Raw genomic sequence first — 24,056 nt, 5'->3', positions numbered from 1 at the left:
GTTTTAATACCTTTATACTACTAATTATATTTTTATGAAAATTCACTATATCTCCGAGCAAAATAGTATTCTAAATCATTTTTTAGCCCAACTAAGAGATCAAAACATACAAAAAGATAGTATGCGGTTCAGAAAAAATATTGAGCGAATTGGGGAAATAATGGCTTACGAATTAAGTAAAACACTTCAATACAAGCCCATCTCGGTAAAAACGCCACTAGGGACAAAACATACCACTTGCGTGCAAGACAAGGTTGTTTTATGCTCCATCTTACGTGCCGGTTTGGCCCTTCATACGGGATTTATGAATTTCTTCGATGATGCAGAGAATGGTTTTGTTTCCGCAATGCGAGTACACACACCAGGAGATTTAAAGGATGAAATACTAGTGGAATATCAAGCTGCACCATCCTTTGACGACAAAATTTTGATTTTAATTGACCCCATGTTAGCAACTGGAAAATCTTTAGTGGCGGTAATTGAAAAACTAATGATAAATCAAACTCCTAAAGAACTGCACATTGCTGTTGTATTAGCTGCTCCACAAGGAATAAAATACTTGCAAGATCACTTAGCAGATAATGTACATCTTTGGGTGGCTACTTTAGACGATACCCTAGATTCTAATAATTATATTGTTCCAGGATTAGGAGATGCTGGTGATTTGGCATATGGTCAAAAATTATAATATCACTTGTCCGATATAAAAGCTTATGGCTAGTAAAAACACGGAATAGACCACTGCTTCTTTGCGCCAATTCTGTGGAATTCTATCCACATAATTGGCCCCTAGAATTGATAAGGGGAAAAAAGAGAAAATTAACATGCCATTATTTTTATCATCAGATAATACATAAACTGCAATACCTATTAGAAAAGTTAAAAGCATTTTTTTATAGGTACTTTGCATATTATAGGCTTTTAAAGGTAGTGCCATAAGCTCTGCTACAAAAAACAATAATGCAACCGAGACAAAAACTGCTAAAGATAAATTTTCAAATACATTATCAAAGTACATAAAATCAAAACTTACGCGAGCTTTTTGTAAAAACCACTGTGAGTAGCTTACATCTTGATAAAGTAAATAGATTGTCAAACCTATAAAAACAGCTATAAAAGCTAAAATTGGTATAACAAAATTCCTATGATCTTTTTGAACAAACCCAGCAATGGCAACAAAAAGTAATATTACGAACAATATACTCCAAAAATGAAATAAACTAGCTACAAATATCCATAAAGAGGCATCAAAAATTTTTTCCTTACTTTGTTTTAAAGAATGTAAAGAATAAATTCTCCTTAATGCAAGCATTATAAAGTAATTAGAAATCAAAAGCTTTATATCATTAAGAACACTTGGAAAGAAAAGTACAAAGCAAACAAAAAACAAAGGGACGTAAGCGTTATCTCTTACAAGTCTATTACGTGAGACTACAAATTGAGAAAGATACATCATCAATAAAATAAGTAGTAACTCCGTGGATTTTATACCAAAGGTCTTTAAAGTGAAATCATTGCTATAAACCTGCGTAAATTGGTAGATTACAAAACAAACCAATAAAAGTATGGTAAGAATTATATAATTAATTGGTTTTGTTTTACTAAAAATACTTGCTAACATTTATATATTTTATATTTTTGTAACTAATATGGTTTACTGTAACCTTCTTAAGGCGAGTAAAGCGTATTACGGATTAATAAAATAATTTTATTTAATTTAAAAAATAAATAAAAATGACTTCATTTTTCAACGGAATTGGATTCCTATTCGAAAGAGTTCTTTTTATCCCAATGGATTATTTGGCGAAATTAGAACTAACAAATTGGTGGGCCGCAAATACGGTAACTTGGATTTTCATCCTTATCACTTGTTATTATTTTGTATTTTGGTTAAAACAATTACAAATATTTAAAGATAATAATGAGGATAATCAAGATACTACAGCCCACTCATTTTTAAAATAATTTAATCTTAAAGATCAAATCCAATATCTTTTCGATAATTAATCTTATCAAAGCAAAGTTTATCTATGTTTTGATAAGATTTTTTTAATGCTTCTTGAAAAGTATCTCCGAAAGAAGTAACTGCTAAAACACGACCTCCATTGGTTACTATTTGTCCCTGTTTTAAAGCCGTACCTGCATGAAATACCAAAGAATCTTGAACTTGTTCAAGCCCGGTAATCACCTTACCTTTTTCATACTCTAAAGGATAACCACCTGAAACTAACATAACTGTAGTAGCTGAACAGTCCTGAATTTGGATTTCATGTTTATCTAAACTTTCATTGGCTATACTCTTAAATAACTCTACTAAATCCGATTTTATTAAAGGCAATACAACTTCGGTTTCAGGATCTCCCATTCTCACATTGTATTCGATAACAAAAGGATCGTCTCCTACTTTGATTAAACCAATAAAAACAAACCCTTTAAAATCTAATTGGTCCTTAATTAAGCCTTCAACAGTAGGTATAACAATTCGTTGTTCAATTTTTTGCATAAACTCTTCACTCACAAAAGGAACTGGTGATATAGCACCCATACCTCCTGTGTTCAGTCCCTTATCCCCTTCTCCAATACGTTTGTAATCCTTAGCGGTAGGCAATATTTTATAGCTTTTCCCATCCGTTAATACAAAGCAACTTAATTCTATTCCATCTAAAAACTCCTCGATTACAACTTTAGAGCTAGCGTCTCCAAACTTTGCATCGACTAACATATCTTCAAGTTCTATTTTGGCAGCTTGCAAATCATCTAAAATAACTACACCTTTACCTGCAGCTAGCCCATCGGCTTTTAACACATAAGGAGCTTTTAAAGTTTCTAAAAACGCTTTACCTTGCTCTATGGTGTCTTTGGTAAAAGAAGCATATGCCGCTGTTGGTATATTATGTTTGAATAAAAATTCTTTTGCAAAATCTTTACTTCCTTCTAATTGTGCCCCCTTCTTTGAAGGCCCTATCACAGGAATATGGTTTATTTGCGAATCCAAAGCAAAAAAATCAACAATTCCTTTAACTAGCGGATCTTCTGGTCCTACAACAACCATATCGATTGCTTTTTCCAGCACTGCTTGTTTTACTTTTTGAAAATCGTTTGGATCAAAATCCAAATTATGTGCTATTGATGCTGTACCTGCATTCCCTGGCGCAACATATAGATTTTTACAGTGCTCACTTTGAAGCATTTTCCAAGCAAATGCATGCTCGCGTCCTCCGGAACCTAATAGTAAAATATTCATTGTATTGTGTTGTTTGTAATTAAACATCAAAAATAGTTCATTTAACTGAACTATTAAAAAAACTATTTCAAATAAAAAAGAGATTATCCTTTAAGTGGTTAATCTCTTTTTTAGCTTTTGTAAACTTATTTTTTTATGCCTTTTCTCAATAGTTTAGTTTTTAACTTATATAGTTTGTAAAATCCTTATGGTCTTGCTTTAACAACTCACTATTTGAAAAATTTTTAAAATATTCAAAGGTCTTTTTCATTCCTTGTGCTCTATCTACTTTGGGTTCCCATCCCAGTATTTGCTTTGCTCTTGTAATATCAGGACACCTTTGCAAAGGATCATTTTGTGGTAATTCTTTAAATACTATAGACTGATTACTTTGGGTTAAAGCTAAAATCTCTTTGGCAAAATCAATAATAGAAATTTCCTGTGGATTACCAATGTTCACTGGCAAATGATAATCAGATAATAACAATCGATAAATACCTTCAACCTGGTCATCGACATAACAAAATGAACGAGTTTGCAAACCCTGTCCAAAAACTGTTAAATCTTCTCCTCTTAGTGCTTGACCAATAAATGCAGGAATAACCCTACCATCATTTAATCGCATCCTAGGTCCATAGGTATTAAAAATACGAGCTATTCTTGTCTGAACCCCATGAAAAGTATGATAGGCCATTGTGATGGATTCTTGAAATCGTTTTGCTTCATCATACACCCCCCTTGGGCCGATAGTATTTACATTACCATAATAGTCCTCATTTTGAGGATGTACAAGTGGATCACCATAAACCTCAGAGGTGGAAGCAATAAGCATTCTTGCTTTTTTTACTCTAGCCAATCCAAGTAAATTATGAGTTCCTAATGATCCTACTTTTAGTGTTTGGATGGGAATTTTTAAATAATCAATTGGACTTGCAGGAGAAGCAAAATGTAAAATGTAATCCAGGCTTCCTTCTACATGAACATACTTGGTAACATCATGATGTAAAAATTCGAAATTAATACGTCCAAATAAATGTTCTATATTTCGAAGATCTCCGGTTATTAAATTATCCATAGCAATCACATGATATCCCTTATTGATAAATTTGTCACAAAGATGGGATCCTAAAAAACCTGCTGCACCGGTTATAAGTATACGTTTCATTTTCATTATGTTTTAAATATCAAAGAAATACAGTGCTAAATATGATCAATTTATTACACTTTTTTTCTTTAAACCATTAACTAGAGTTCTCTTAATTAGAATGCTCGGTTATGTACTATAGTATGCTTTTGATTATTGAATTTTCTAAAACACTATATTTTGGCCTTTTTGCTACACTATTAAATTCTTGAGTAGAGATAGGAATCAAATCCACCTTTATTTGAGCTTCTTCGAATATTCTTTTTGCAAACTCATACCAAGACCCAATCCATTTTCCAGTATAATGATAGATACCATACTCGGGTTTTGCTTGAATTAATTTACATATAAAAAAGCATAAATCATTAGCATTAGTAGGAGCTCCAATTTGATCATCAACTACTTTAATCTGCGGGATACTTTTTGCTAATTTAAGCATTGTTTTTTTAAAATTATTACCAAACTCACTATAGACCCATGAGGTTCTAATAATATAATAATCGGTTAAAATACTTTCGATGAACTCTTCCCCCCTTAATTTTGAAGCGCCATACACGTTAATAGGATTAGGGGTATCATTAACTAAATAAGCAGTAGACTTGTTTCCATCAAAAATAAAGTCCGTGGATATATGTATAAGAACTGTTTGTACCTCTTTGCAGGCTAAGGCGAGATTTCTAACTCCTGAGGCATTCACTAAAAAAGCTTTTTCCTTTTCAAATTCAGCCTTATCAACTTGGGTATATGCAGCAAAATTAATACAGTAATCCCATCTTTGACTTGAAAGTTTGTTTTTACAGGATTGCAAATCTGTGATATCCAAAGTCTGCGAATCTACAAATTCACATTGCAAATCTACAAAGTCTTTACTAACACTTTGCATTGCTAAACCCAATTGCCCTTTACAGCCGGTTATCAAAACTCGTATCATAGTGATTGTGTATCTTTAAATCCAGGCAATAATAAATCCTTTTCAGACACCACAATATCCTTGGGGTTTATTTCCCAGTCTATTTGCAGGTCTTTATCATTGTATATAATACCACCTTCCGATTCCTTATTATAATAATTATCGCATTTGTAAGTAAAAGTAGCTGTAGGGCTTAAAACTACAAACCCATGTGCGAATCCTCTTGGAATAAATAATTGTTCATGGGACTTATCGTCTAACACTTGTTTTATATACCTGCCATAAGTAGGTGAGTCACCTCGTAGATCTACTGCTATATCCAATACCTTACCTTGGGTAACCCTTACTAATTTGGCTTGCTGAAAATCACCAGTTTGAAAATGCAATCCTCTTAAAACTCCATAAGTGGAAAAGGACTGGTTATCTTGCACAAAATTAATATTTAAACCAGTTGCCTTGGCAAATGTATCTTGATTATAAGATTCGGTAAAATACCCTCTATCATCATAAAAGATAGTAGGTTGTAAAACAAGTACGCCAGATATAAAGCTTTTTGAGACTTTCATATTCTTATTCTTTTAATTTTCGAGCAAAATGCTCCTTATTAATACTGTTATCTCATACGAGTAAACAAAAGTATTAAAAAAGAGATTTACTCTATTTATAAGCTCCCCAACAAAAAAGAAAAAGACTCTTTAAATACAACTCAATCAAAGCTATATTTATAGAGTCTTTTTTAAGGTTTATATTTTAAGGCATGTTACATTATTTCTTAAATACCTTTTATTTTTTTTCAACTTCGAAAATCTGCTCTAGTATTTTAATAGTAATCAGATAAGTTGGTTTAACACCTGTTGTCCCTAGTCCTCCCGAGGCCAATGTACTTCCTGTTTCCAATGGATTATCGGAGGCATAATATGCATATCTTACCTTTACATTTGGATTTATACTCTTACGTATCTTAGATGCAGATTGAATCGCTTTCTGATAATGAGAACCTTCCATTTCTAAACCTATTACTCCCCATGTTGAATCATGGAAGAATTTTAAGAGATCTTTATTTTGTAAAGAAGTTCCTAAAACAGTAACCATGGTTCCTCCAAATACAGGAATATCCTCATTTTTAAACATCTCTACCGATAATTGGTTATCAAAGGGATAATTATCTCCTGTACCTTCGTTAATATGAGCAAAGGGTATCATAATATCACCTTTGGCTCCCACTAAAATACCAGCCTTACCCATAATTGAAACCGATTCCACATTTAAATGAGTATTCTTATGATATGGCTTTAAGAGTTCATCTATTGTTTCATATGCTTGTTCACCAAAGGCATAATCCATAACTATAATTACCGGATAATCTTTCTCAAACTTAGTTTTCGCGAAATTAGTGTTCTTAAAATCAATCTTAGAAGTATCGAAAATTTGTACATCTATATTAGTACCACTTTCATCTTCCAAGAAAATCATTCCTTCTTTTTTAGCTCGCGCCCTTACCTGATCACGAAGTTCCCAATTTTCACTCTTACTTAATTCCTCATATACTTCTAACTCATTTTTAATACTCTTTACCTTTTTCACAACCGATGGCGCGAAAATAGAGTTCATCACACTATGCATATTGGCACTAATAATATGAATTGGGCGTTGAAGTAAATTATTCTCTAATAACACATCTTTAATACGATCTGACCACATCTCACCATAAATATGATGCCCTAATCGTTCTCTTAATAATGGACTAAAAGTAATGGTACGTTTATTATTGTCAACATCTTCTTCTATAGCGAATTTCCCTAACCAATAAATAACATCTAAGAAACGATCAGCATTACCAGGTACAGCAAATTTCTCATAAATTTCTAATACCTCTGAAAAAGAACGCCCTAATACGTTAGCTAAATGAGACATAGCAATTTCTTTTTCATGTTGTTCTAAAGGCTCTACTCTGTTGGCTGCTTGGGTAATCTTTTTCCAATCCCTGGTAAAATTACCATCTTCACTAATTAAAACACGATCCTTTATTTTATGAGATTCAATGAATATAAAAGTAAGATGTGTTAAAACATCATATATATCACTACGTCCGCGAGTGATTTCGATGTTCATTTGTTCTTGATCTATTCGATAACAATTTCGCCTTCTTTTTGGTGGAACAATTGCTTTAAAATGAGAAAAGGAATATCCTTCATCAGAAGTTAAATTAATATAGCGGCATTCCTCTATACCAATTGGCAAACGCTCAATGACATACAGTAATCCATTTAATTCCACCTTTTCTCCAGCAATGCTACCATAAATCTCAGGACTTAACTCTAACAAAGCTTCTCTTAAAGTATCTCCGGAGACTCCCATAGGCTTATAAAATCCTCGATTAAACAAATGACGCATGGTTATGTACATACGCTCGATTGCCGCTGAGGAAATCTGAGCTCTTGTTCTTGTTATATTGATATTCTCTTTCATATTTTCTAATTTTAAATTGTTTTTAAACGATCTGCAATACTTCGATCGTTACTCAAGCGAGGTAATTTATTTTGACCTCCTAACTTCCCAATACTTTTCATATAATCTTGAAATCCATCTTTCTGTACCTGGGAAATAACTAAGGTACGTAATACCTTTCCTTTAATCAAATCTTGGTAATAAGCATTTTGCTGTTGTAAAGCAAAATCGATATCAAGGGCAAATTTCTCAAGATCTTCGGGTTCTTGTTCAAAATCTATAAACCACTGGTGATAAGGTAAACCTTGGATTGGGTTTGTTTGCGGAGCTACTGTAAACTCATTTATCTTTACCTTTGTATTTTGCATTGCAATTTGGATAGCTGTTTCTACTTCTTTTGCAATAACGTGCTCTCCAAAGGCCGAAATAAAATGTTTTATTCTACCTGTTACAACTACACGATGTGGCTTTAAACTAACAAATTCTACAGTATCTCCCAAATTATAGGCCCACAATCCAGCGTTAGTCGATATAATCATTACATAATTAACCCCTAATTCTACTTCGCGAATTGTATAACGAGGAGGATTTGGTAAATCAAACTCATTAGTTTTTACAAACTCATAAAAAATTCCCGAATTAAGCAATAAAAGTAAACCTTTCTCTTTCTGTGAGTCTTGATAAGCAAAGAAACCTTCAGAAGCAGGAAAAAGCTCTATAGATGGAACTCTTCTTCCTATTAACTGTTCAAATTTTCCACGGTATGGTTCAAAATTAACACCTCCATAAATAAATAACGAAAAATTCTTGAAAATTTCGCCAACTGATTTTTTATTTTCCTTTACTAAGCGTTCAAAGTACATCTGTACCCAGCTTGGAATCCCGGAAATAACCGTTAAGTCTTGCTTTTGAGTCTCTTGTACAATTGCGTCTACTTTTTCTTCCCAATCTTCAATACAATTTGTTTTTAAACTAGGTAGTCTATTTTTTTGAAGGTATGAAGGAACGTAATGTGCAACTATACCTGATAGTCTTCCTAATTGAATTCCATTGATTGATTCTAAAACTGGACTACCTTGTAAAAAAATCATCTTTCCGTTCACAAAGTCAGCTTTACCAGTTTCGTGAATATAAGATAGTATAGCATTTCTAGCAGCAGTTATATGATAAGGCATTGATTCCTTAGTTAAAGGAATATATTTGGTACCAGAGGTTGTACCAGATGTCTTAGCAAAATAAATTGGTTTGCCAGCCCATAGTACATTTGGCTCGCCTTCCACTACTCTATCCATATATGGTTTTAACTGCTCATAATCTCTAATAGGAACTTGTTTTACGTAGTCTAAATGAGAACGTATATCCTTAAATTGATGATCTTTTCCAAATTCTGTATTTTTTGCCTGATCTAACAAAGATTGGAATACTTTTTCTTGTGTTTCTACAGGCTTGTTAAGCCATTTTTGTCTATTAGCCATTGTAATAGAGGCAAAAATTTTCGCTGCAAATGATTTTATTGACATAATTTTTAATCTAGGTCTATAAATAAAGAAGGATCTAAAGGAAATCCATCTTTCCAAAGTTCAAAATAAAAGTTGGGTAATATCGTTGTGGGACTCAAGGCCGTTTGTTGATCACTTGTGTCAAATAATCCAAGAACTTCTCCACTTTGTACAGTATCATATTCGTTTTTTATCAAACTTGTTAAGTGTTTATATACCGAAACAATACCTTCTCGATGTAATACCACCACTATATATCCGTCTTTAATACTCCAATCTGTAAATAAAACGGTCCCCTTTGCTATAGACTTAACAGGAGAAGTACCTGCTAAAGCAAAATCCACACCGAAATAAGCTGATGAAGGATCAAAATTTCTTACCACTTCACCGTCTACTGGTGAGAATAAAATTTCACTTACTTTTAAGTTCGCCTCTGGAAATAAATTATATTTATCCTCCATTTTTACCATCTCCCTTAGTTCAGTTTCCTTTTGGCTCGGTTTATAATCTTTCAATTGCTCGGTTGCTTTGGCAGAAATTTGTAAAGAATCAATACTATTTTCTGTGATGGGAATATCCCCTTGCAAAACTCTTTTTATAGCATTTATATAAGCTACATTTCTTTTAGATTCTGCCTCTAAGGAATCTACCTTTAATGTTAACTCTATACTTTGCTGTTTTAAATCAGATGATGAATACCCTGGTATATACTCCTTTATAGGAGTAAGAACTAACAATAGAACAGTAGAGAAAATCAAAAGAAAAATTAAAGTGGTAATGGCCATCCAAACATTTAGAACATTTAATTTAAATGTTTTTACATCCTCAAAAGTCCGATCATTAACAATTACGACGCGATACTTATCTAAAAGCTTGGTTTTCCACTTCTTTGAGTTTGATACTTTATTTGACATTCCTTACTTTTTTATTAAACAAATATAATAATTATCGCCTTTACTGTAGATACGTAACCTAGTTAATATTTAATCTATTCCAACACCGGAGTGCGAAAGTTTTCTTAAAAAAGCAATAATTCCCCATATTGACAACTGTTTTCCATTTTTCTTGCTATATTTGTGAACACATAATGTTTCAAAGAGATTAAATATGAACTCATTACACATTTTTTTAGGAGTAGTAGGACCTTGGCAAATTGTACTTGTCATAGCAATTGTTCTTTTATTATTTGGAGGTAAAAAAATTCCAGAATTAATGAGGGGGTTAGGTAGTGGAATAAAGGAATTTAAGGATGCTACAAAAGAAGATACACAAAACAGTGCTTCTAAAGAAAACGCCCAAAACAATACAAATAAATCAGAGTAATTTCCAATAATTACTTTTTTAAAAGACAATACTCACGCGCTATAGTAAAGTTACTTTGGCGCTTTTTTTATATTATTTTTTTTGGTTTCAATAAATTCGAAACCAAAAAAATAATATAAATTATATCCTATAAAATCATAGATAATTGAATACGTTTTTTGCCTAAATCGACTTCTAAAACTTTTACCTTAACGTGTTGATGTAATTTTACAATTTGATTTACATCACTTACAAATTCATTAGCAAGTTGCGAAATATGTACCAACCCACTTTCTTTAATACCTATATCTACAAAACAACCAAAGTTTGTAATATTGTTTACAATACCTGGTAAAATCTGACCTAGTTTTAAATCGCCTATTTGCTTAACAGAGGGCTCAAATTCGAATATTTTTGCAGACTTTCGAGGGTCCAAACCGGGCTTATCTAACTCTTTAATTATGTCTGTTAAAGTATGAATACCTACTTTATTATCGATATAATCGTGCAATTTAATAGAGTCAATTAAATCCTTATTAGATATTAACTCTTGCAATGGAACTGTCAGATTCTTAGCCATTTTCTCTACTATCCAATAGGATTCGGGATGAACGGCTGAATTATCCAATGGATTTACAGAATCTTTAATTCTAACAAAGGCTGCTGCCTGCTCAAAGGCCTTGGGTCCAAAACGAGGTACTAATTTTAGCTGTTCTCTAGAGGTAAAACTCCCATTTTCTTGTCTATAAGATACTATATTCTCTGCAAGTTTATCTCCTATACCAGAGACATAACTTAGTAGGGATTTACTTGCCGTATTTAAATTCACTCCTACCGAGTTTACACAACGAATTACCACAGTATCTAATTCTTGTTTTAAAAGGTTTTGATCCACATCATGTTGGTACTGTCCTACTCCAATACTCTTTGGATCAATTTTCACAAGTTCTGCTAATGGATCACTTAATCTTCTTCCTATTGAGACAGCACCACGAACTGTCACGTCATAATTTGCAAACTCCTCGCGAGCAATCCTGGAAGCTGAATAAACAGAAGCCCCTGCTTCATTAACTATAAATACCTGAACAGGTCTATCAAAGGCTATTTTTTTTATAAAAAACTCGGTCTCTCTAGATGCTGTGCCATTACCAATAGCGATGGCTTGTATGTCGTAGGAATTAACCATAGATCGAATTTTCTTCATTGCCATGGAAACTTCTTTTTGTGGTGCATGAGGGTAAATAGTTTCGTTGTATAACAAATTACCTTGCTTATCTAAGCATACTACTTTACAACCAGTTTTAAAGCCAGGATCTATAGCTAAAATTCGTTTTTCTCCAAGAGGTGCTTGCAAAAGAAGCTGAGAAAGGTTATTTGCAAAAACACCAATAGAATTTAAATCTGCTTTTAATTTTGCTTGAACTAAAGTTTCATTACTTAACGTAGGCTCCAATAAACGTTTATAACTATCTTTTATCGCCTTTTGAATAATATTAGTTGTGCTGCTATTTGCTTGTTTTATAATTGTTTTGAATATAAACTCCAATGCTTGATGCTTATCTATACTTACACCCACACGTAAAACCCCCTCCTTCTCAGCTCTTAATATAGCAAGTAGACGATGAGAGGGCATTTTATGCAAGGCTTCCTCCCACTGAAAATACTGCTGATATTTCTTTGAATTTTCTAAATCTTGTTGACCTTTAATTACCTTGGTTTCTACAATGGCATGTTGATCAAATTTAGAGCGCAATACTTTTCGAATAAAAGTATTTTCATTAACCCACTGAGCAATAATATCACAGGCTCCATCTATAGCTTGTTGCGCATTTTCAAGGCTACCTTTAACATAATTTTTAGCCACCTGTTGTACATCATTACAGTTCTGTGATAAAATTATTTTTGCTAACGGCTCTAAGCCTCTTTCTATGGCAAGGTCAGCTTTTGTCTTTCTCGTTTTTTTAAAAGGTAGATATAAATCCTCGATTTCCACCAAATCAAAGCTGGCAGCTATTTTTTCTATAACTAGTGTATTAATGCTATCTTGTTGTTCTAAAGATGCTAATATGGTTTGTTTTCGTTTGACAATCTGTAGATATAAATCCCTGAATTTTGCTATTTGCTCAATTGCTACTTCATCTAAATTACCTGTCTTATCTTTTCTGTATCTAGCAATAAAAGGTATAGTACAAGATTCATCAAAAAGTGAAAGGGTATTTTCTATGCTCGATTTAGAAGCAGAAACAGTTTGTTGAATAAATTCAATTACCGTCATAATAAATTATTTTTAGTATAGCTAAAATACTACCTTTACATGAATTATTAAGCAAATGAAGTTTATATTAATTTATCTATTTATAATCAATTACTTAGCCTTTACTATATTTGCACATGATAAAGAACAGGCAAAAAAAAATGGCAGAAGAGTACAAGAAAAGAACTTGCTGACCTTGTGTTTTTTTGGTGGTAGTCTAGGTGGATTACTGGCTATGAAAAAATTACGCCATAAAACTTCAAAAAAAAGTTTTTTATATAAATTTTATGCTATAGCAATCTTGCAGTTGATTGTATTTTTTTCTGTTTTCAAAAGATAAAAAATTGCCCCAAAAATTCAGATATTTCTAGGGCAATTTCAAACTAAAGGATAATTTTTATTTTTAACAAAAGCTGATTTTATCAACTCTCAAGGCATGTCTTCCTCCTTGAAATGGTGTACTTAAAAAGGTTTCTACCATGCCTACAGCTTGTTCTATAGAAGTAAACCTGGCTGGAATACTAATTACATTAGCATTGTTGTGCAGCCTTGCTAATTCGGCAATTTCCTTTGTCCAACATAAAGCGCAACGTACCTTTTGATGCTTATTTGCCGTCATAGCAATTCCATTGCCACTTCCACAAATTACAATACCAAAATCTACCTGATCATTTTGTATATCTAAAGCTACTTTATGGGCAAAATCAGGATAATCCACAGATTCCAAATCATCTGTTCCGTAATTAATTACTTGGTGTCCTAAAGACTCCAAAAAAACTACAATTGCCTTTTTGTAATCTGGACCTGCATGGTCATTTCCAATTGCTATTCTCATGAATGTGTTGTGTTGTTATTACTGACTACAAATTTAAAACAATTTTCTTTTTAAAGGCCTAATTCTTTACTTGCAATCTCTCGCATCTCAATTTTCCTTACTTTTCCTGAAATAGTCATGGGAAACTCCGTTACAAACTTCCAATACTTTGGAATTCTAAAATGCGCAATTTTTTGATCACAATATGCCTTTAAGCTCTCACTTGTTTCTTGCGAACCGTTCTTTAAGATTACCCAGGCCATAATCTCTTCTCCAAATTTTTTACAAGGAACTCCTATTACCTGAACATCAGCTATGCTAGGATGTGTATATAAAAAATCTTCAATCCATTTAGGAGAAATATTCTCACCTCCTCGGATAATTAAATCTTTTATTCGTCCAGTTATACTAATATATCCATCTTGATCCATAGAGGCTAAATCTCCAGAGTGCATCCACCTGTTTTGGTCCAAAACTTCATTAGTCATCTCGGGGTTATTCCAATATTTTAACATCACTGAATATCCTCTTGTACACAACTCTCCATTTTGTCCTCTAGGAACTATTACACCTGTTTGTGGATCTATAATCTTAATTTCAATATGATCTTGTACTGTTCCAACTGTTGAGGTTTGTTTAACGATATCTATACCAATATGGCTTTGGGTTGAAACCGGAGAGGTTTCAGTCATACCATAACAAATGGTTATTTCTTCCATATTCATTTCCTTTTTTACACGGCGCATAACAGCCTCTGGACATAATGACCCCGCCATTACTCCTGTGCGCAAAGAAGAAAGATCGTAATCTTTAAAGTTAGGCAATTGTAATTCTGTAATAAACATTGTTGGTACACCGTATAAAGAAGTGCATTTTTCCTTTTCAACACATTCAAGAGTTAATGCTGGATCAAATCCATCATTTGGAATCACAATAGTTGCTCCATGAGATGTACAACATAAATTTCCAATAACCATTCCAAAACAATGGTAAAAAGGTACTGGAATACAGACTCTATCTCTATGCGTATATTTTAATCGCCTTCCAATAAAGTAACCATTGTTTAATATATTATGATGAGTTAAAGTAACGCCTTTTGGAAAACCAGTAGTTCCTGATGTGTACTGAATATTTACAGGCTCACCAAACTGTACTGTTTCCTCTATTTGATCTAGATCTTTTTGTGTTATTTTGGAAGAATCAAGTAAAAAATTATCCCATTGCGTACCTAAAAAAATTACCTCTCGTAAACTTGGACAATCTTCTTGAACCATTGAAATAATCTCCCTATAGTTGCTTTTCTTGAAACTTTCAGAAGAGACCAAAACAGATATTCCAGATTGATTAATTGCAAATTCTAACTCATGTGCACGATAAGCAGGGTTAACATTTACTAAAATTGCACCAATTCGGGCCGTAGCATATTGTAACAATACCCATTGGTAGCAGTTCGGAGCCCATATCCCAACGCGATCTCCTTTTTGAACTTTATGTGCTAAAAGTGCCTTAGCAAGAATTGTTGTTTGTTGGTAAAATTCCTCATAAGTTGCTCTATAGTTTTGAAACACACTAACTAACGCTTCATTTTTTGGGTATTTTTGAGCAATTCTCTTTAAGTTTTGACCAATTGTTTCTCCTAACAATGGTGTTTGAGATGCACCATGCACATAAGAAATGTTTTCCATATTTAATTATTTATTGTTGGCAAGGCCAATTTACAAAAATTAATATACTACCTCATAAATTTATTAATTTGTTTACCACTATTATTCAATCATAACAATCGTGTTTATTTGATTTACTTTAATTGCAAAAATAAAAATACTTGTCTGTTATATTTATAGTAATTTATGACAAAACTTGTCATTGAAAAAAGAGCTTTAAATAATCGATAATATATAAGCCTAGAGTTTTTCTTTTTTGGTAAAAACCTAAAATTTAATAACTATTTTAAAAAATCTTTATCTTGATACTCTGGATTGGGATAGTTATAAAATCCTTGACCGGTACTAACTCCTAATCTATTTTTATCTAAAAATTCACGTTTTAAATATTCAATTGTTTTTAAAGCTAATGCGGATTTTGTTGAATCAGCTTTTAATTTATTAATATTATAAACTGTAGTAATACCCACAATGTCCAAAATTCCAAATGGTCCTAATGGAGAACCTGTGCTTATCATCCAAGTCTTATCTATTGTCTTGGCATCTGCAATATCATTTACCACTAAAGAAGTAGCGGCCTCTAAAAAAGGAACTAATAAAGAATTCAAAATATAACCGGGTTGTTCCTTATATAGGGGCAATGGAACCATTCCGATGGCTTTCGCAAATTCTACTACTTGATCAAAAACTTCCTTTTTGGTTTGTAAACTACCCATAATCTCAGCGATATTATGAATCCTAATATCATTAGCAAAGTGTAAAGCCAAAAAACGATCAGGTCTTTTAGTTGCATGTGCAAAATCACTTGGTAATAGAGTAGAGGAGTTAGTAGCAAAGATTGTTTTTTCGGGAGCCAAGGGCGCTAGTTGCTTGTAGAATGAAAATTTAATTTTAGGATCTTCAGGAACAGCCTCTATTAGTAAATCAGCATCCTGTACAGCAAGAGCTAAATCGGTAAAGTAAGATAAATTATTTTTAGTCTGTTGAATTTGAGAATCACTTGCTTGTAAATCCTTTTTATAGGACTTAGCCAAAGAATCAAACTTATCTTTAGCCTTGTCTATAATTTGCTCATTTATATCATAAACACTAACTCTAAACCCTTTAAAAGCACATTGAAAAGCAATTTGATATCCAAGTACACCACTTCCAGCTATAGTAACATTTCTAATTTCCATAATTCTATTTTTAACAATTAAAAAAATACCCTAAGACTTCTGACTTTCTTTAAATAAAACACAACTATTAAAAAGGCTATGCTTTAGGCAAGAATGTAGATTTTAAAGTTATATAAAAATAAATAAAAAATGTTAATTTTTACATAATTAAAATCTCACCCTATTTAATATATCTAATAATATCTCCTATTATAAACTTAATTTATAAGTTGTAAAATAGACTTAAATCAATAATAAAAACTTAATATTCTTATAATTTATACACATAATGTATCTCAAGTCCGTCGTATTTCGTACATTTAAACTAAAATTTTTAGCTAAATCGCTGAAAATGAAAAAATATTAGAAAAAATGGCAAAAAGCATTAAATATAAAAAGAAAAAAGCAACAGATTTTTCAGGAAAGATTTTAAAGGTCCTTTCTAAAAGTTCTAATAAAAGCTTAAACTACAAACAAATAGCAGCAAAGCTTGAAATTACAGACACTAACGGACGAAATCAAATAATTCGAGAACTTAAATACCTACATTCCAAAGCAAAAATAGAAGAAACTGAAACTGGTAAATACAAATTTGTAGGCCAATCTAATTACTATGAAGGCTATATTGATATGACCTCGCGAAAGACAGGTTATTTTGTAAGTGAAGAATTAGAAGAAGATGTATTTATTCCGACAAATAATTTAAATCATGCTCTAGATGGAGATTTTGTAAAAGTGTATGTTTACAACAAACGAAGAGGAAAAAAACCCGAAGCAGAAGTAGTAGAAATTATTGAAAGAAAGAAAACGCAATTTGTTGGAGTTATTGATATTCAACCCAATTTTGCTTTTGTATCAACTGCTAGTCCAAAAATGTATACCGATATCTTTATTCGTAAAGATAAAATGGGAGAAGCCCAAAATAAAGATGTTGTTCTAGTAGAGTTAGAGGATTGGCCAGAGAAAGCAGATAGTCCTTTTGGTCGAGTTATACAAGTTTTAGGAAAACAAGGAGAGCATAACACTGAGATTCATGCTATTTTAGCTGAATATGGCCTACCATCTGCATTTCCAGATGAAGTTGAGCAATTTGCAAATCAAATTGATACTAGTATTAGTGAACAAGAGATTGCCAAAAGAAAAGATATGCGAGATACACTAACATTTACCATTGACCCTAGAGATGCTAAGGATTTTGATGATGCATTATCTTTTGAAGAACTAGAAAATGGTAACTATCAAGTTGGAATTCATATTGCAGATGTTTCTCATTATTTACAAGAGGGGACTGTTTTAGACCAAGAAGCTTATCAACGTGCGACCTCTATTTATTTAGTAGACCGAACAATACCTATGTTACCAGAGGTATTGTCCAACTTTGCTTGTTCTCTACGTCCAAATGAAGATAAATTTACATTTTCTGCCGTTTTTGAATTAGATAAAAATGCACAAATCGTAAATAAATGGTTTGGAAGAACAGTAACCCATTCTGATTACCGTATGGCTTATGAAGAAGCCCAGTATATTATTGATACAAATGATAACTTAATACCAGCTGAGATCTCAATTAATGGACAACAGACTCAGGTTGCAAAACCTATTGCTGATGCAGTTTTAACTATGAACTCTTTGGCCAATAAACTTCGTGTTAAGCGAATGGAAAATGGAGCTATATCTTTTGACAAAATAGAAGTTAAATTTAACTTAGATAGCAACAACGTTCCTACGGGAGTGTATTTTAAGGAAGCAAAGCAAGCAAATCACTTAATTGAGGAGTTTATGCTTTTAGCCAATAGAAAAGTCTCTGAATTTATCGGTAAACAAAAAAAGACATTTATTTACCGCGTTCACGATGAGCCAGATCAAGACAAATTATTTGCCCTTCAAAATGTAATTTCAAAATTCGGATATAGTATAAATCTAAAATCCAAAAACTCTATTTCAAGCTCTTTAAATAAGCTCTTAAAAGATGTAAATGGTAAAAGAGAACAAAACCTTGTAGATACTTTAGCTATCCGAAGTATGAGTAAAGCAAGCTATTCGACAGATAACATTGGTCATTATGGGTTGGCCTTTGATTATTATTCTCATTTTACCTCGCCTATTCGAAGATATCCTGATGTAATGGCTCACCGATTATTGCAATTTTACTTAGATAATGGAAATTCTGTTAATCAAGAAGAATTTGAGCAAAAATGTTCACACTGTTCACAGATGGAAAATATAGCTGCCTCAGCCGAAAGAGATAGTATCAAGTACATGCAAGTAAAATACATGCAAGATCAACAGGATAAGGAGTTCGTTGGAGTTATTTCAGGAGTTACCGAATGGGGTATATTTGTAGAAATTCAAGAGAATAAATGTGAAGGAATGGTGCGAATTAGAGAGATTAAGGATGATTATTACGTATTTGATGAGAAACAATATGCGCTAGTTGGTCAATCCACACAAAATCAATTACAGCTTGGAGACCAAGTAATAGTAAACGTAAAAAATGCGGATTTAGTTAAAAAACAACTTGACTTTAATTTAATAAAAAAACTTTAAAACTATGACAAGAAATTTTCTTATTGCATTAACAGTGTTGCTCACCAGCCTTGGTTTTGCTCAAAATACTAAAGATGTAGGTACTTTTAATAGAGTAAGTGTATATGATCAAATAATTCTTACATTGGAGGAATCAGACGATCCTTCAAATACCATTGTAATATCAGGTAATAAAGCAGACCAGGTTAATGTTATTAATAAAAATGGACATGTAAAAATTAAGATGAATCTAGCAAATAGCTACCAAGGTGATCAAATAAAGATTACCCTTTATCATCATGGAGTGGATCATATTTTGGCTGCTGAAGGAGCTGTGGTTAAGTCAAAACAGCCTTTAACTGCAACTGCATTAGATTTACAGGCTAAAACTGGTGGATTAATTTCATTAGATATTCAAACCCAACGTGTAAATATTAACTCTGGAGCTGGAGCTGTGGTTAAATTAACAGGATCAGCTACTGTTCAAGATATTGTATCGAACTCTGGAGCTGAAGTACAAAATAAAAACTTAGTTACCAGTCAAACAACAGTTACAGTTAATGCAGGTGGTATAGCTAGTGTAAATGCAAGTGAATTAGTAGATGCTAAAACTAGGGCAGGAGGTAACATTTATATTTACGGTGATCCAAAGGTAATTAATCAAAAAAATGTTGCAGGCGGAGTTATTAAAAAAGTTAAATAAGCTTTTTTTTACAATTGAAATAAAAAAAATGTAACTTGCAAAAAAAATACAAATGCCAATTTTATGCGAATTGGCATTTTTAATTCAATCCAATGTTAGACGACTTAATTACAGGTATTTCCCTGGGCTTTTTTTTAAGCTTCATGATAGGGCCTGTTTTTTTTATTCTTATTGAAACTAGTATAACCAGAGGGTTTAAGGCAGCTCTTACCTTCGATTTAGGTGTTATTTTAGCAGATACCATTTTCTTTGCAATTGCTTTTTTCAGCAGTTTTCGTCTTATTCATACAATTAAAGATGATCCGGCTTTATTTATCTTCGGTGGTTTTATTATGCTCACCTATGGTATTATCTCTTATGTCAGGCTTAAAAAAGTTCAATTAGACACACTTTTAATTACTCCTCCAAATTTACGCAGAGATTATCTAAACCTATTTGCAAAGGGTTTTTTATTGAATTTCATAAATGTAGGAGTACTAGGTTTTTGGCTAGCTATAATAATAACCTTAGGGCCAAAAATGGAAATGGATACCAATCGAATGTTTACTTTTTTTGGTTTTACCATAATGGCATACTTTATTACTGATATTTTTAAAATTGCACTTGCAAAACAATTAAGAAGAAAACTAACTCCTTATAACATTTTAAGGATCAAAAAAATTAGTAGTATTCTATTAATTATATTTGGACTTGTAATTATAACCAAAGGTTTTGTTCCTATTAATACAAAGTCCAATATAAATTTACCTATACTAAAAAATAACAAATAGCCCCGTGTGTGGATATTTATTTTACAAGTAATAAAAAACTGCCTTGTAATATCTTTATAAATAATTAGCTAAAAGAAAAGGGTAGGGGATTACACAATTTTGGCCATCATGAAAATTGTGCTGTCAGTAATCATTATTCTTACTGAAAAATAAGAAATACAATATCTCTATAAATAAAAAACGCTTTAGTATATACTAAAGCGTTTTTTTTGAGGCATCGAGCGGATTCGAACCGCTGTAGACGGTTTTGCAGACCGCTTCCTAGCCACTCGGACACGATGCCTTATCTCCGAATTGGAATGCAAACTTAGCATTTTTTTTTAATGTTCAAAAATTTTCACACAAAAAAAAAACAATATTTTATTTATTTTATCTAATCTCTTGCATCTCAACTGTTACCGATTCTACATCTCCACCCACAGGAGGATTTATTTTTGAAACTGCAACGTTTATTTGTTCTACCATAGGTATTTCTAACAAAACTCTATTGATTATACGTTGACAAACGTTCTCAAGTAACTTTGCTCGTATAGCCATCTCCTCTTTAACAATTTGATTCAAATGAACATAATCAATAGCATCGTTAAGATCGTCTGAAGCTGCAGCGTTTCTAAAGTTTCCTTTTGCTTGAAGATCAACGCGGTAATCTGAACCTATTTTAGCTTCCTCTTCCATACAACCATGAAAAGAAAAAACGCGAATATTATTTAATCGAATTATTCCCATTTTATAATAACTTTAATTTAAAGGCTATAAAACTACAACATTTTTTTAGCCTAATGGAAATCAAAAATATTTAATTATTAAGAATTGAATAGATTTTTGATACCTTTGTGTATATTATAAATTATATCCATGTCAACAAAAGAGAAATCATTAAACTTTATTGAGCAAATCATTGAAGATGATATCAAAAATGGTATGCCAACTGAAAAACTTCATTTCCGTTTTCCTCCAGAGCCTAATGGTTATTTACATTTAGGTCACGCGAGTTCTATTTGTTTAAACTTTGGGTTAGGATTAAAATACAACGCGCCAGTAAACTTGCGTTTTGATGATACAAATCCTTCGAAGGAAGAACAGGAATTTGTTGACGCAATCAAATATGATGTAGAGTGGCTAGGTTACAAATGGGCTAATGAGGTATATGCATCTGACTATTTCCAACAGTTATATGATTGGGCAGTAGAAATGATAAAACAAGGCAAAGCTTATGTAGATAGTCAATCTTCAGAAGTGATGGCTCAACAAAAAGGAACACCGACAACACCAGGAGTAAATAGTCCACATAGAGATCGTTCAGTACAAGAGAATCTAGATTTATTTCAAAGAATGAAAGATGGAGAATTTGACGAAGGAACTCACATTTTACGTGCTAAAATAGACATGTCTCATACCAATATGTTAATGAGAGATCCTATTATGTATCGAATCATGAAAAAACCACACCATCGTACAGGAGACACATGGTGTATTTATCCAATGTATGATTGGGCACATGGTGAAAGCGATTATTTAGAGAGTATCTCACATTCGTTTTGTACCTTAGAATTCCTTCCACACCGTGAACTATATGATTGGTTTTTAGATCAAATAGTAGATTCTTCACGAATTAGACCAAAACAAAGAGAATTTGCACGTCGTAATTTATCTCATACAGTAGTTAGTAAAAGAAAATTAGCTCGTTTGGTAAATGAAGGATTTGTATCGGGTTGGGATGACCCAAGAATGTCAACAATATCTGGCTTACGAAGAAGAGGATATACCCCTGAATCCATTAGAAATTATGCCGATACTATTGGTATTGCAAAACGAGATAACTTAATTGATGTTTCACTTCTTGAGTTTTGTGTAAGAGAAGATCTCAATAAAAAAGCTCCACGTGTAATGGCCGTTTTAGATCCTGTTAAATTAGTTATTACAAACTATCCTGAGGGTGAAACAGAATGGTTAGAAGCGGAAAATAATCCGGAGGAAGAACATATGACATATCGTCAAGTTCCTTTCTCTAAAGAGTTATATATAGAAAGAGAAGATTTTAAAGAAGAAGCAAATAGTAAATTCTTCCGCTTAACTTTAGGAAAAGAAGTTCGCCTTAAAAATGCCTACATAATCAAAGGGGAGAGTGTAGTTAAAGATGAAAATGGAAACATAATTGAAGTACATGTAACTTATGATCCATTAAGCAAAAGTGGTAGTGGTACTGAAGAAAGTAAACGCAAAGTAAAAGGAACAATACACTGGGTATCTATCAATCATGCAATTAAAACAGAGGTAAGAATTTATGATCGATTATTTACCGAAGAAAACCCAGATGCAAACAAAGATGTAGATTTCTTAGAATTTATTAATCCTAATTCTTTAGAGGTTGTTACTGGTTACGTAGAGCCAAGTCTTGAAGTTGCAAAAGCCGGAGATAAATTCCAATTTCAAAGGTTGGGATATTTTTGTGTAGACAAAGATAGTACACCAAAAAATCTAGTTTTCAATAAAACCGTAGGGTTAAGAGATACTTGGGCTAAAGTAGATTCAAAATAAGATTTTTATCTCCTTAAAATATTCATATAAAACAACGCTTTAACTTTTTTTTAACAGTTAAGGCGTTTGTTTTTTCATAACTTTAGGTAATTAATTTAAAAAACTATTGTTATGTCAGATCGTTTAGGAAGTACATTAATTGCTGTGATTGCAGGAGCTGTAGTCGGAGCAGGTTTAGGAGTTTTATTTGCTCCAGAGGAGGGAAGAAAAACTAGAAAGAAAATACAAAGATCTTTTGATTCATCTAAAGAAGAATTTGAAGACAAAATTGATGAGTTAAAAAAACAAGTTAAAAGTGTTATTGAAAGAAAAAAACATGATTTCGAAGATAATTTTGACGATTTAGTTTCAAGTACAGGTAAAAAAAGAGATGAGGTAATTGCTGCTTTAGAGAAAAAATTAGCCGAACTTAAAAAAGAAACGCATCAAGTTGCACAACACGTTAAGAAATAAATCTAAAGCAAAAAATGGCATTTAAAGAAATTAAAGATGAACTAGGTGATATTAAAACTAATTCGGAAGAATTTATAACATCCAGTTTAAACTATTATCGTTTATGGGGGTTTAAAGTCAGTGTAAAGGCAAGTAGTATCTTTATGACTGTCATTCTTCTTAGCCTATTTTTAATGATGGCAATGCTATTTTTGTCCCTTTTTGCCGCTTTTGCTATTGGAGAAAGTCTAGATTATAAGCCATTTGGCTTTTTAATTGTAGGAGGTGTATATATTGTTTTCACAATTATAGTGTATCTGTTAAGAAAGCAACTAGTAGAAAAGCCATTATTAAAGAAACTTTCCGAGATAATTCTACAAGATTAAAAAGATTTAACCATGATAAGAAAGACTTATACCTCAATAGATCAAATTAACAATGACCTAAATATTCTAAGGACTAAAAGGGATTTACATTATCAAAAAATATTTAGATCGGTTGATGTACTAAAACAAGAGCTAACCCCTGATCATTTACTTAGAAGTACATTAGGATCAATGGTTACTTATGTAAAAAGCTCAGGAAATATCCAAGCTTTTTTAATTACAGCGATATTGAAAAAAATTTTTAACCGACGCAAAGGAGCTTAAATAGATGTATGTTTAAAATAAA

At 32.2% G+C, this 24,056-nt stretch carries 24 protein-coding genes and 1 tRNA gene; 11 read left to right on the top strand and 14 right to left on the bottom strand.

The window, feature by feature from the left end; genetic code table 11:
• Positions 1-34: 34 nt before the first annotated feature.
• Positions 35-688, top strand: a complete 654-nt coding sequence (upp, locus tag ACYSNV_RS02710; RefSeq protein ID WP_461761020.1) for a uracil phosphoribosyltransferase — start codon at positions 35-37, stop codon at positions 686-688.
• On the opposite strand, the gene ACYSNV_RS02705 is transcribed toward upp, so the two are convergent.
• Positions 683-1,621 (bottom strand): DUF6427 family protein, encoded by a 939-nt coding sequence (locus ACYSNV_RS02705; protein ID WP_461761019.1) that lies wholly within the window; start codon positions 1,619-1,621, stop codon positions 683-685. The two genes, upp and ACYSNV_RS02705, sit on opposite strands and share 6 nt — an antisense overlap.
• A 113-nt stretch (positions 1,622-1,734) precedes the next feature.
• On the opposite strand from ACYSNV_RS02705, the gene ACYSNV_RS02700 reads away from it, so the two are divergent.
• Positions 1,735-1,965, top strand: coding sequence for a DUF6341 family protein (locus tag ACYSNV_RS02700; RefSeq protein ID WP_461761018.1), 231 nt, complete (start codon positions 1,735-1,737; stop codon positions 1,963-1,965).
• Between the two features lie 7 nt (positions 1,966-1,972).
• On the opposite strand, the gene purD is transcribed toward ACYSNV_RS02700, so the two are convergent.
• From purD to ACYSNV_RS02665, 7 genes are all read right to left on the bottom strand, one after another.
• Positions 1,973-3,244: a phosphoribosylamine--glycine ligase gene (purD, locus tag ACYSNV_RS02695; RefSeq protein WP_461761017.1), complete on the bottom strand. Its 1,272-nt coding sequence runs from the start codon at positions 3,242-3,244 to the stop codon at positions 1,973-1,975.
• A 160-nt stretch (positions 3,245-3,404) separates the two neighbouring features.
• Entirely contained in the window at positions 3,405-4,388 is a 984-nt protein-coding gene (locus ACYSNV_RS02690; RefSeq protein WP_461761016.1) for a UDP-glucuronic acid decarboxylase family protein, read from the bottom strand.
• 115 nt (positions 4,389-4,503) lie between these two features.
• Positions 4,504-5,298 (bottom strand): dTDP-4-dehydrorhamnose reductase, encoded by a 795-nt coding sequence (gene rfbD / locus ACYSNV_RS02685; RefSeq protein ID WP_461761015.1) that lies wholly within the window; start codon positions 5,296-5,298, stop codon positions 4,504-4,506.
• Entirely contained in the window at positions 5,295-5,843 is a 549-nt protein-coding gene (gene rfbC / locus ACYSNV_RS02680; protein ID WP_461761014.1) for a dTDP-4-dehydrorhamnose 3,5-epimerase, read from the bottom strand. The genes rfbD and rfbC overlap by 4 nt, the downstream gene beginning before the upstream one ends.
• Positions 5,844-6,060: 217 nt before the next feature.
• Positions 6,061-7,746, bottom strand: a complete 1,686-nt coding sequence (locus tag ACYSNV_RS02675; RefSeq protein WP_461761013.1) for a DUF6909 family protein — start codon at positions 7,744-7,746, stop codon at positions 6,061-6,063.
• 11 nt (positions 7,747-7,757) lie between these two features.
• The gene (locus ACYSNV_RS02670) at positions 7,758-9,245 is read right to left on the bottom strand and encodes a GH3 auxin-responsive promoter family protein (RefSeq protein WP_461761012.1); all 1,488 of its coding nucleotides are present in this window, start codon (positions 9,243-9,245) and stop codon (positions 7,758-7,760) included.
• A gap of 5 nt (positions 9,246-9,250) precedes the next feature.
• Positions 9,251-10,138, bottom strand: coding sequence for a murein hydrolase activator EnvC family protein (locus ACYSNV_RS02665; RefSeq protein ID WP_461761011.1), 888 nt, complete (start codon positions 10,136-10,138; stop codon positions 9,251-9,253).
• 193 nt (positions 10,139-10,331) lie between these two features.
• Between ACYSNV_RS02665 and ACYSNV_RS02660 the strand changes: the two genes are divergently transcribed.
• Entirely contained in the window at positions 10,332-10,547 is a 216-nt protein-coding gene (locus ACYSNV_RS02660; RefSeq protein ID WP_461761010.1) for a twin-arginine translocase TatA/TatE family subunit, read from the top strand.
• A 127-nt stretch (positions 10,548-10,674) separates the two neighbouring features.
• Here the strand turns inward: ACYSNV_RS02660 and ACYSNV_RS02655 are convergent, their stop codons facing one another.
• Positions 10,675-12,801 carry a Tex family protein gene (locus ACYSNV_RS02655; RefSeq protein WP_461761009.1) on the bottom strand — a complete coding sequence of 709 codons (2,127 nt, stop codon included), beginning with the start codon at positions 12,799-12,801 and terminating at the stop codon, positions 10,675-10,677.
• Positions 12,802-12,856: 55 nt separating this feature from the next.
• Here ACYSNV_RS02655 and ACYSNV_RS02650 point away from each other — a divergent pair, with 55 nt between their 5' ends.
• A complete protein-coding gene (locus ACYSNV_RS02650) occupies positions 12,857-13,120 on the top strand; it encodes a DUF1294 domain-containing protein (RefSeq protein ID WP_461761008.1) in 264 nt (87 codons plus the stop codon).
• A 63-nt stretch (positions 13,121-13,183) separates the two neighbouring features.
• On the opposite strand, the gene rpiB is transcribed toward ACYSNV_RS02650, so the two are convergent.
• The 3 genes from rpiB to ACYSNV_RS02635 all read right to left on the bottom strand — a co-directional run bounded on the left by rpiB (position 13,184) and on the right by ACYSNV_RS02635 (position 16,436).
• Complete coding sequence (rpiB, locus tag ACYSNV_RS02645; RefSeq protein WP_461761007.1) at positions 13,184-13,615, bottom strand: ribose 5-phosphate isomerase B; 432 nt, start codon at positions 13,613-13,615, stop codon at positions 13,184-13,186.
• Positions 13,616-13,665: 50 nt separating this feature from the next.
• On the bottom strand, positions 13,666-15,279 hold the full coding sequence (locus tag ACYSNV_RS02640) for an AMP-binding protein (protein ID WP_461761006.1): 1,614 nt from the start codon (positions 15,277-15,279) through the stop codon (positions 13,666-13,668).
• A 260-nt stretch (positions 15,280-15,539) separates the two neighbouring features.
• A complete protein-coding gene (locus ACYSNV_RS02635) occupies positions 15,540-16,436 on the bottom strand; it encodes a 3-hydroxyacyl-CoA dehydrogenase (RefSeq protein ID WP_461761005.1) in 897 nt (298 codons plus the stop codon).
• A gap of 351 nt (positions 16,437-16,787) precedes the next feature.
• On the opposite strand from ACYSNV_RS02635, the gene rnr reads away from it, so the two are divergent.
• The 3 genes from rnr to ACYSNV_RS02620 all read left to right on the top strand — a co-directional run bounded on the left by rnr (position 16,788) and on the right by ACYSNV_RS02620 (position 20,414).
• On the top strand, positions 16,788-18,962 hold the full coding sequence (gene rnr, locus ACYSNV_RS02630) for a ribonuclease R (protein ID WP_461761004.1): 2,175 nt from the start codon (positions 16,788-16,790) through the stop codon (positions 18,960-18,962).
• 4 nt (positions 18,963-18,966) lie between these two features.
• Positions 18,967-19,644: a GIN domain-containing protein gene (locus ACYSNV_RS02625; RefSeq protein ID WP_461761003.1), complete on the top strand. Its 678-nt coding sequence runs from the start codon at positions 18,967-18,969 to the stop codon at positions 19,642-19,644.
• Positions 19,645-19,736: 92 nt separating this feature from the next.
• A complete protein-coding gene (locus ACYSNV_RS02620; protein ID WP_461761002.1) occupies positions 19,737-20,414 on the top strand; it encodes a LysE family translocator in 678 nt (225 codons plus the stop codon).
• A gap of 212 nt (positions 20,415-20,626) precedes the next feature.
• On the opposite strand, the gene ACYSNV_RS02615 is transcribed toward ACYSNV_RS02620, so the two are convergent.
• Both ACYSNV_RS02615 and folB read right to left on the bottom strand, forming a co-directional pair.
• Positions 20,627-20,697, bottom strand: a tRNA-Cys gene (locus ACYSNV_RS02615).
• An 86-nt stretch (positions 20,698-20,783) separates the two neighbouring features.
• On the bottom strand, positions 20,784-21,140 hold the full coding sequence (gene folB / locus ACYSNV_RS02610) for a dihydroneopterin aldolase (RefSeq protein ID WP_461761001.1): 357 nt from the start codon (positions 21,138-21,140) through the stop codon (positions 20,784-20,786).
• A 129-nt stretch (positions 21,141-21,269) separates the two neighbouring features.
• Between folB and ACYSNV_RS02605 the strand changes: the two genes are divergently transcribed.
• The 4 genes from ACYSNV_RS02605 (at position 21,270) to ACYSNV_RS02590 (ending at position 24,034) form a co-directional block, all read left to right on the top strand.
• Positions 21,270-22,952, top strand: coding sequence for a glutamine--tRNA ligase/YqeY domain fusion protein (locus tag ACYSNV_RS02605; protein ID WP_461761000.1), 1,683 nt, complete (start codon positions 21,270-21,272; stop codon positions 22,950-22,952).
• A 111-nt stretch (positions 22,953-23,063) separates the two neighbouring features.
• Positions 23,064-23,405 carry a YtxH domain-containing protein gene (locus ACYSNV_RS02600; protein ID WP_461760999.1) on the top strand — a complete coding sequence of 114 codons (342 nt, stop codon included), beginning with the start codon at positions 23,064-23,066 and terminating at the stop codon, positions 23,403-23,405.
• A gap of 14 nt (positions 23,406-23,419) precedes the next feature.
• A complete protein-coding gene (locus ACYSNV_RS02595; RefSeq protein ID WP_461760998.1) occupies positions 23,420-23,770 on the top strand; it encodes a hypothetical protein in 351 nt (116 codons plus the stop codon).
• Positions 23,771-23,782: 12 nt separating this feature from the next.
• On the top strand, positions 23,783-24,034 hold the full coding sequence (locus ACYSNV_RS02590; protein WP_461760997.1) for a DUF6327 family protein: 252 nt from the start codon (positions 23,783-23,785) through the stop codon (positions 24,032-24,034).
• Positions 24,035-24,056: the final 22 nt, after the last annotated feature.

The organism is Myroides sp. LJL119 (assembly GCF_054871605.1).
The sequence above is the reverse complement of the archived record's forward strand: the minus strand, read 5'-3'. Positions and strand labels throughout refer to the sequence as shown.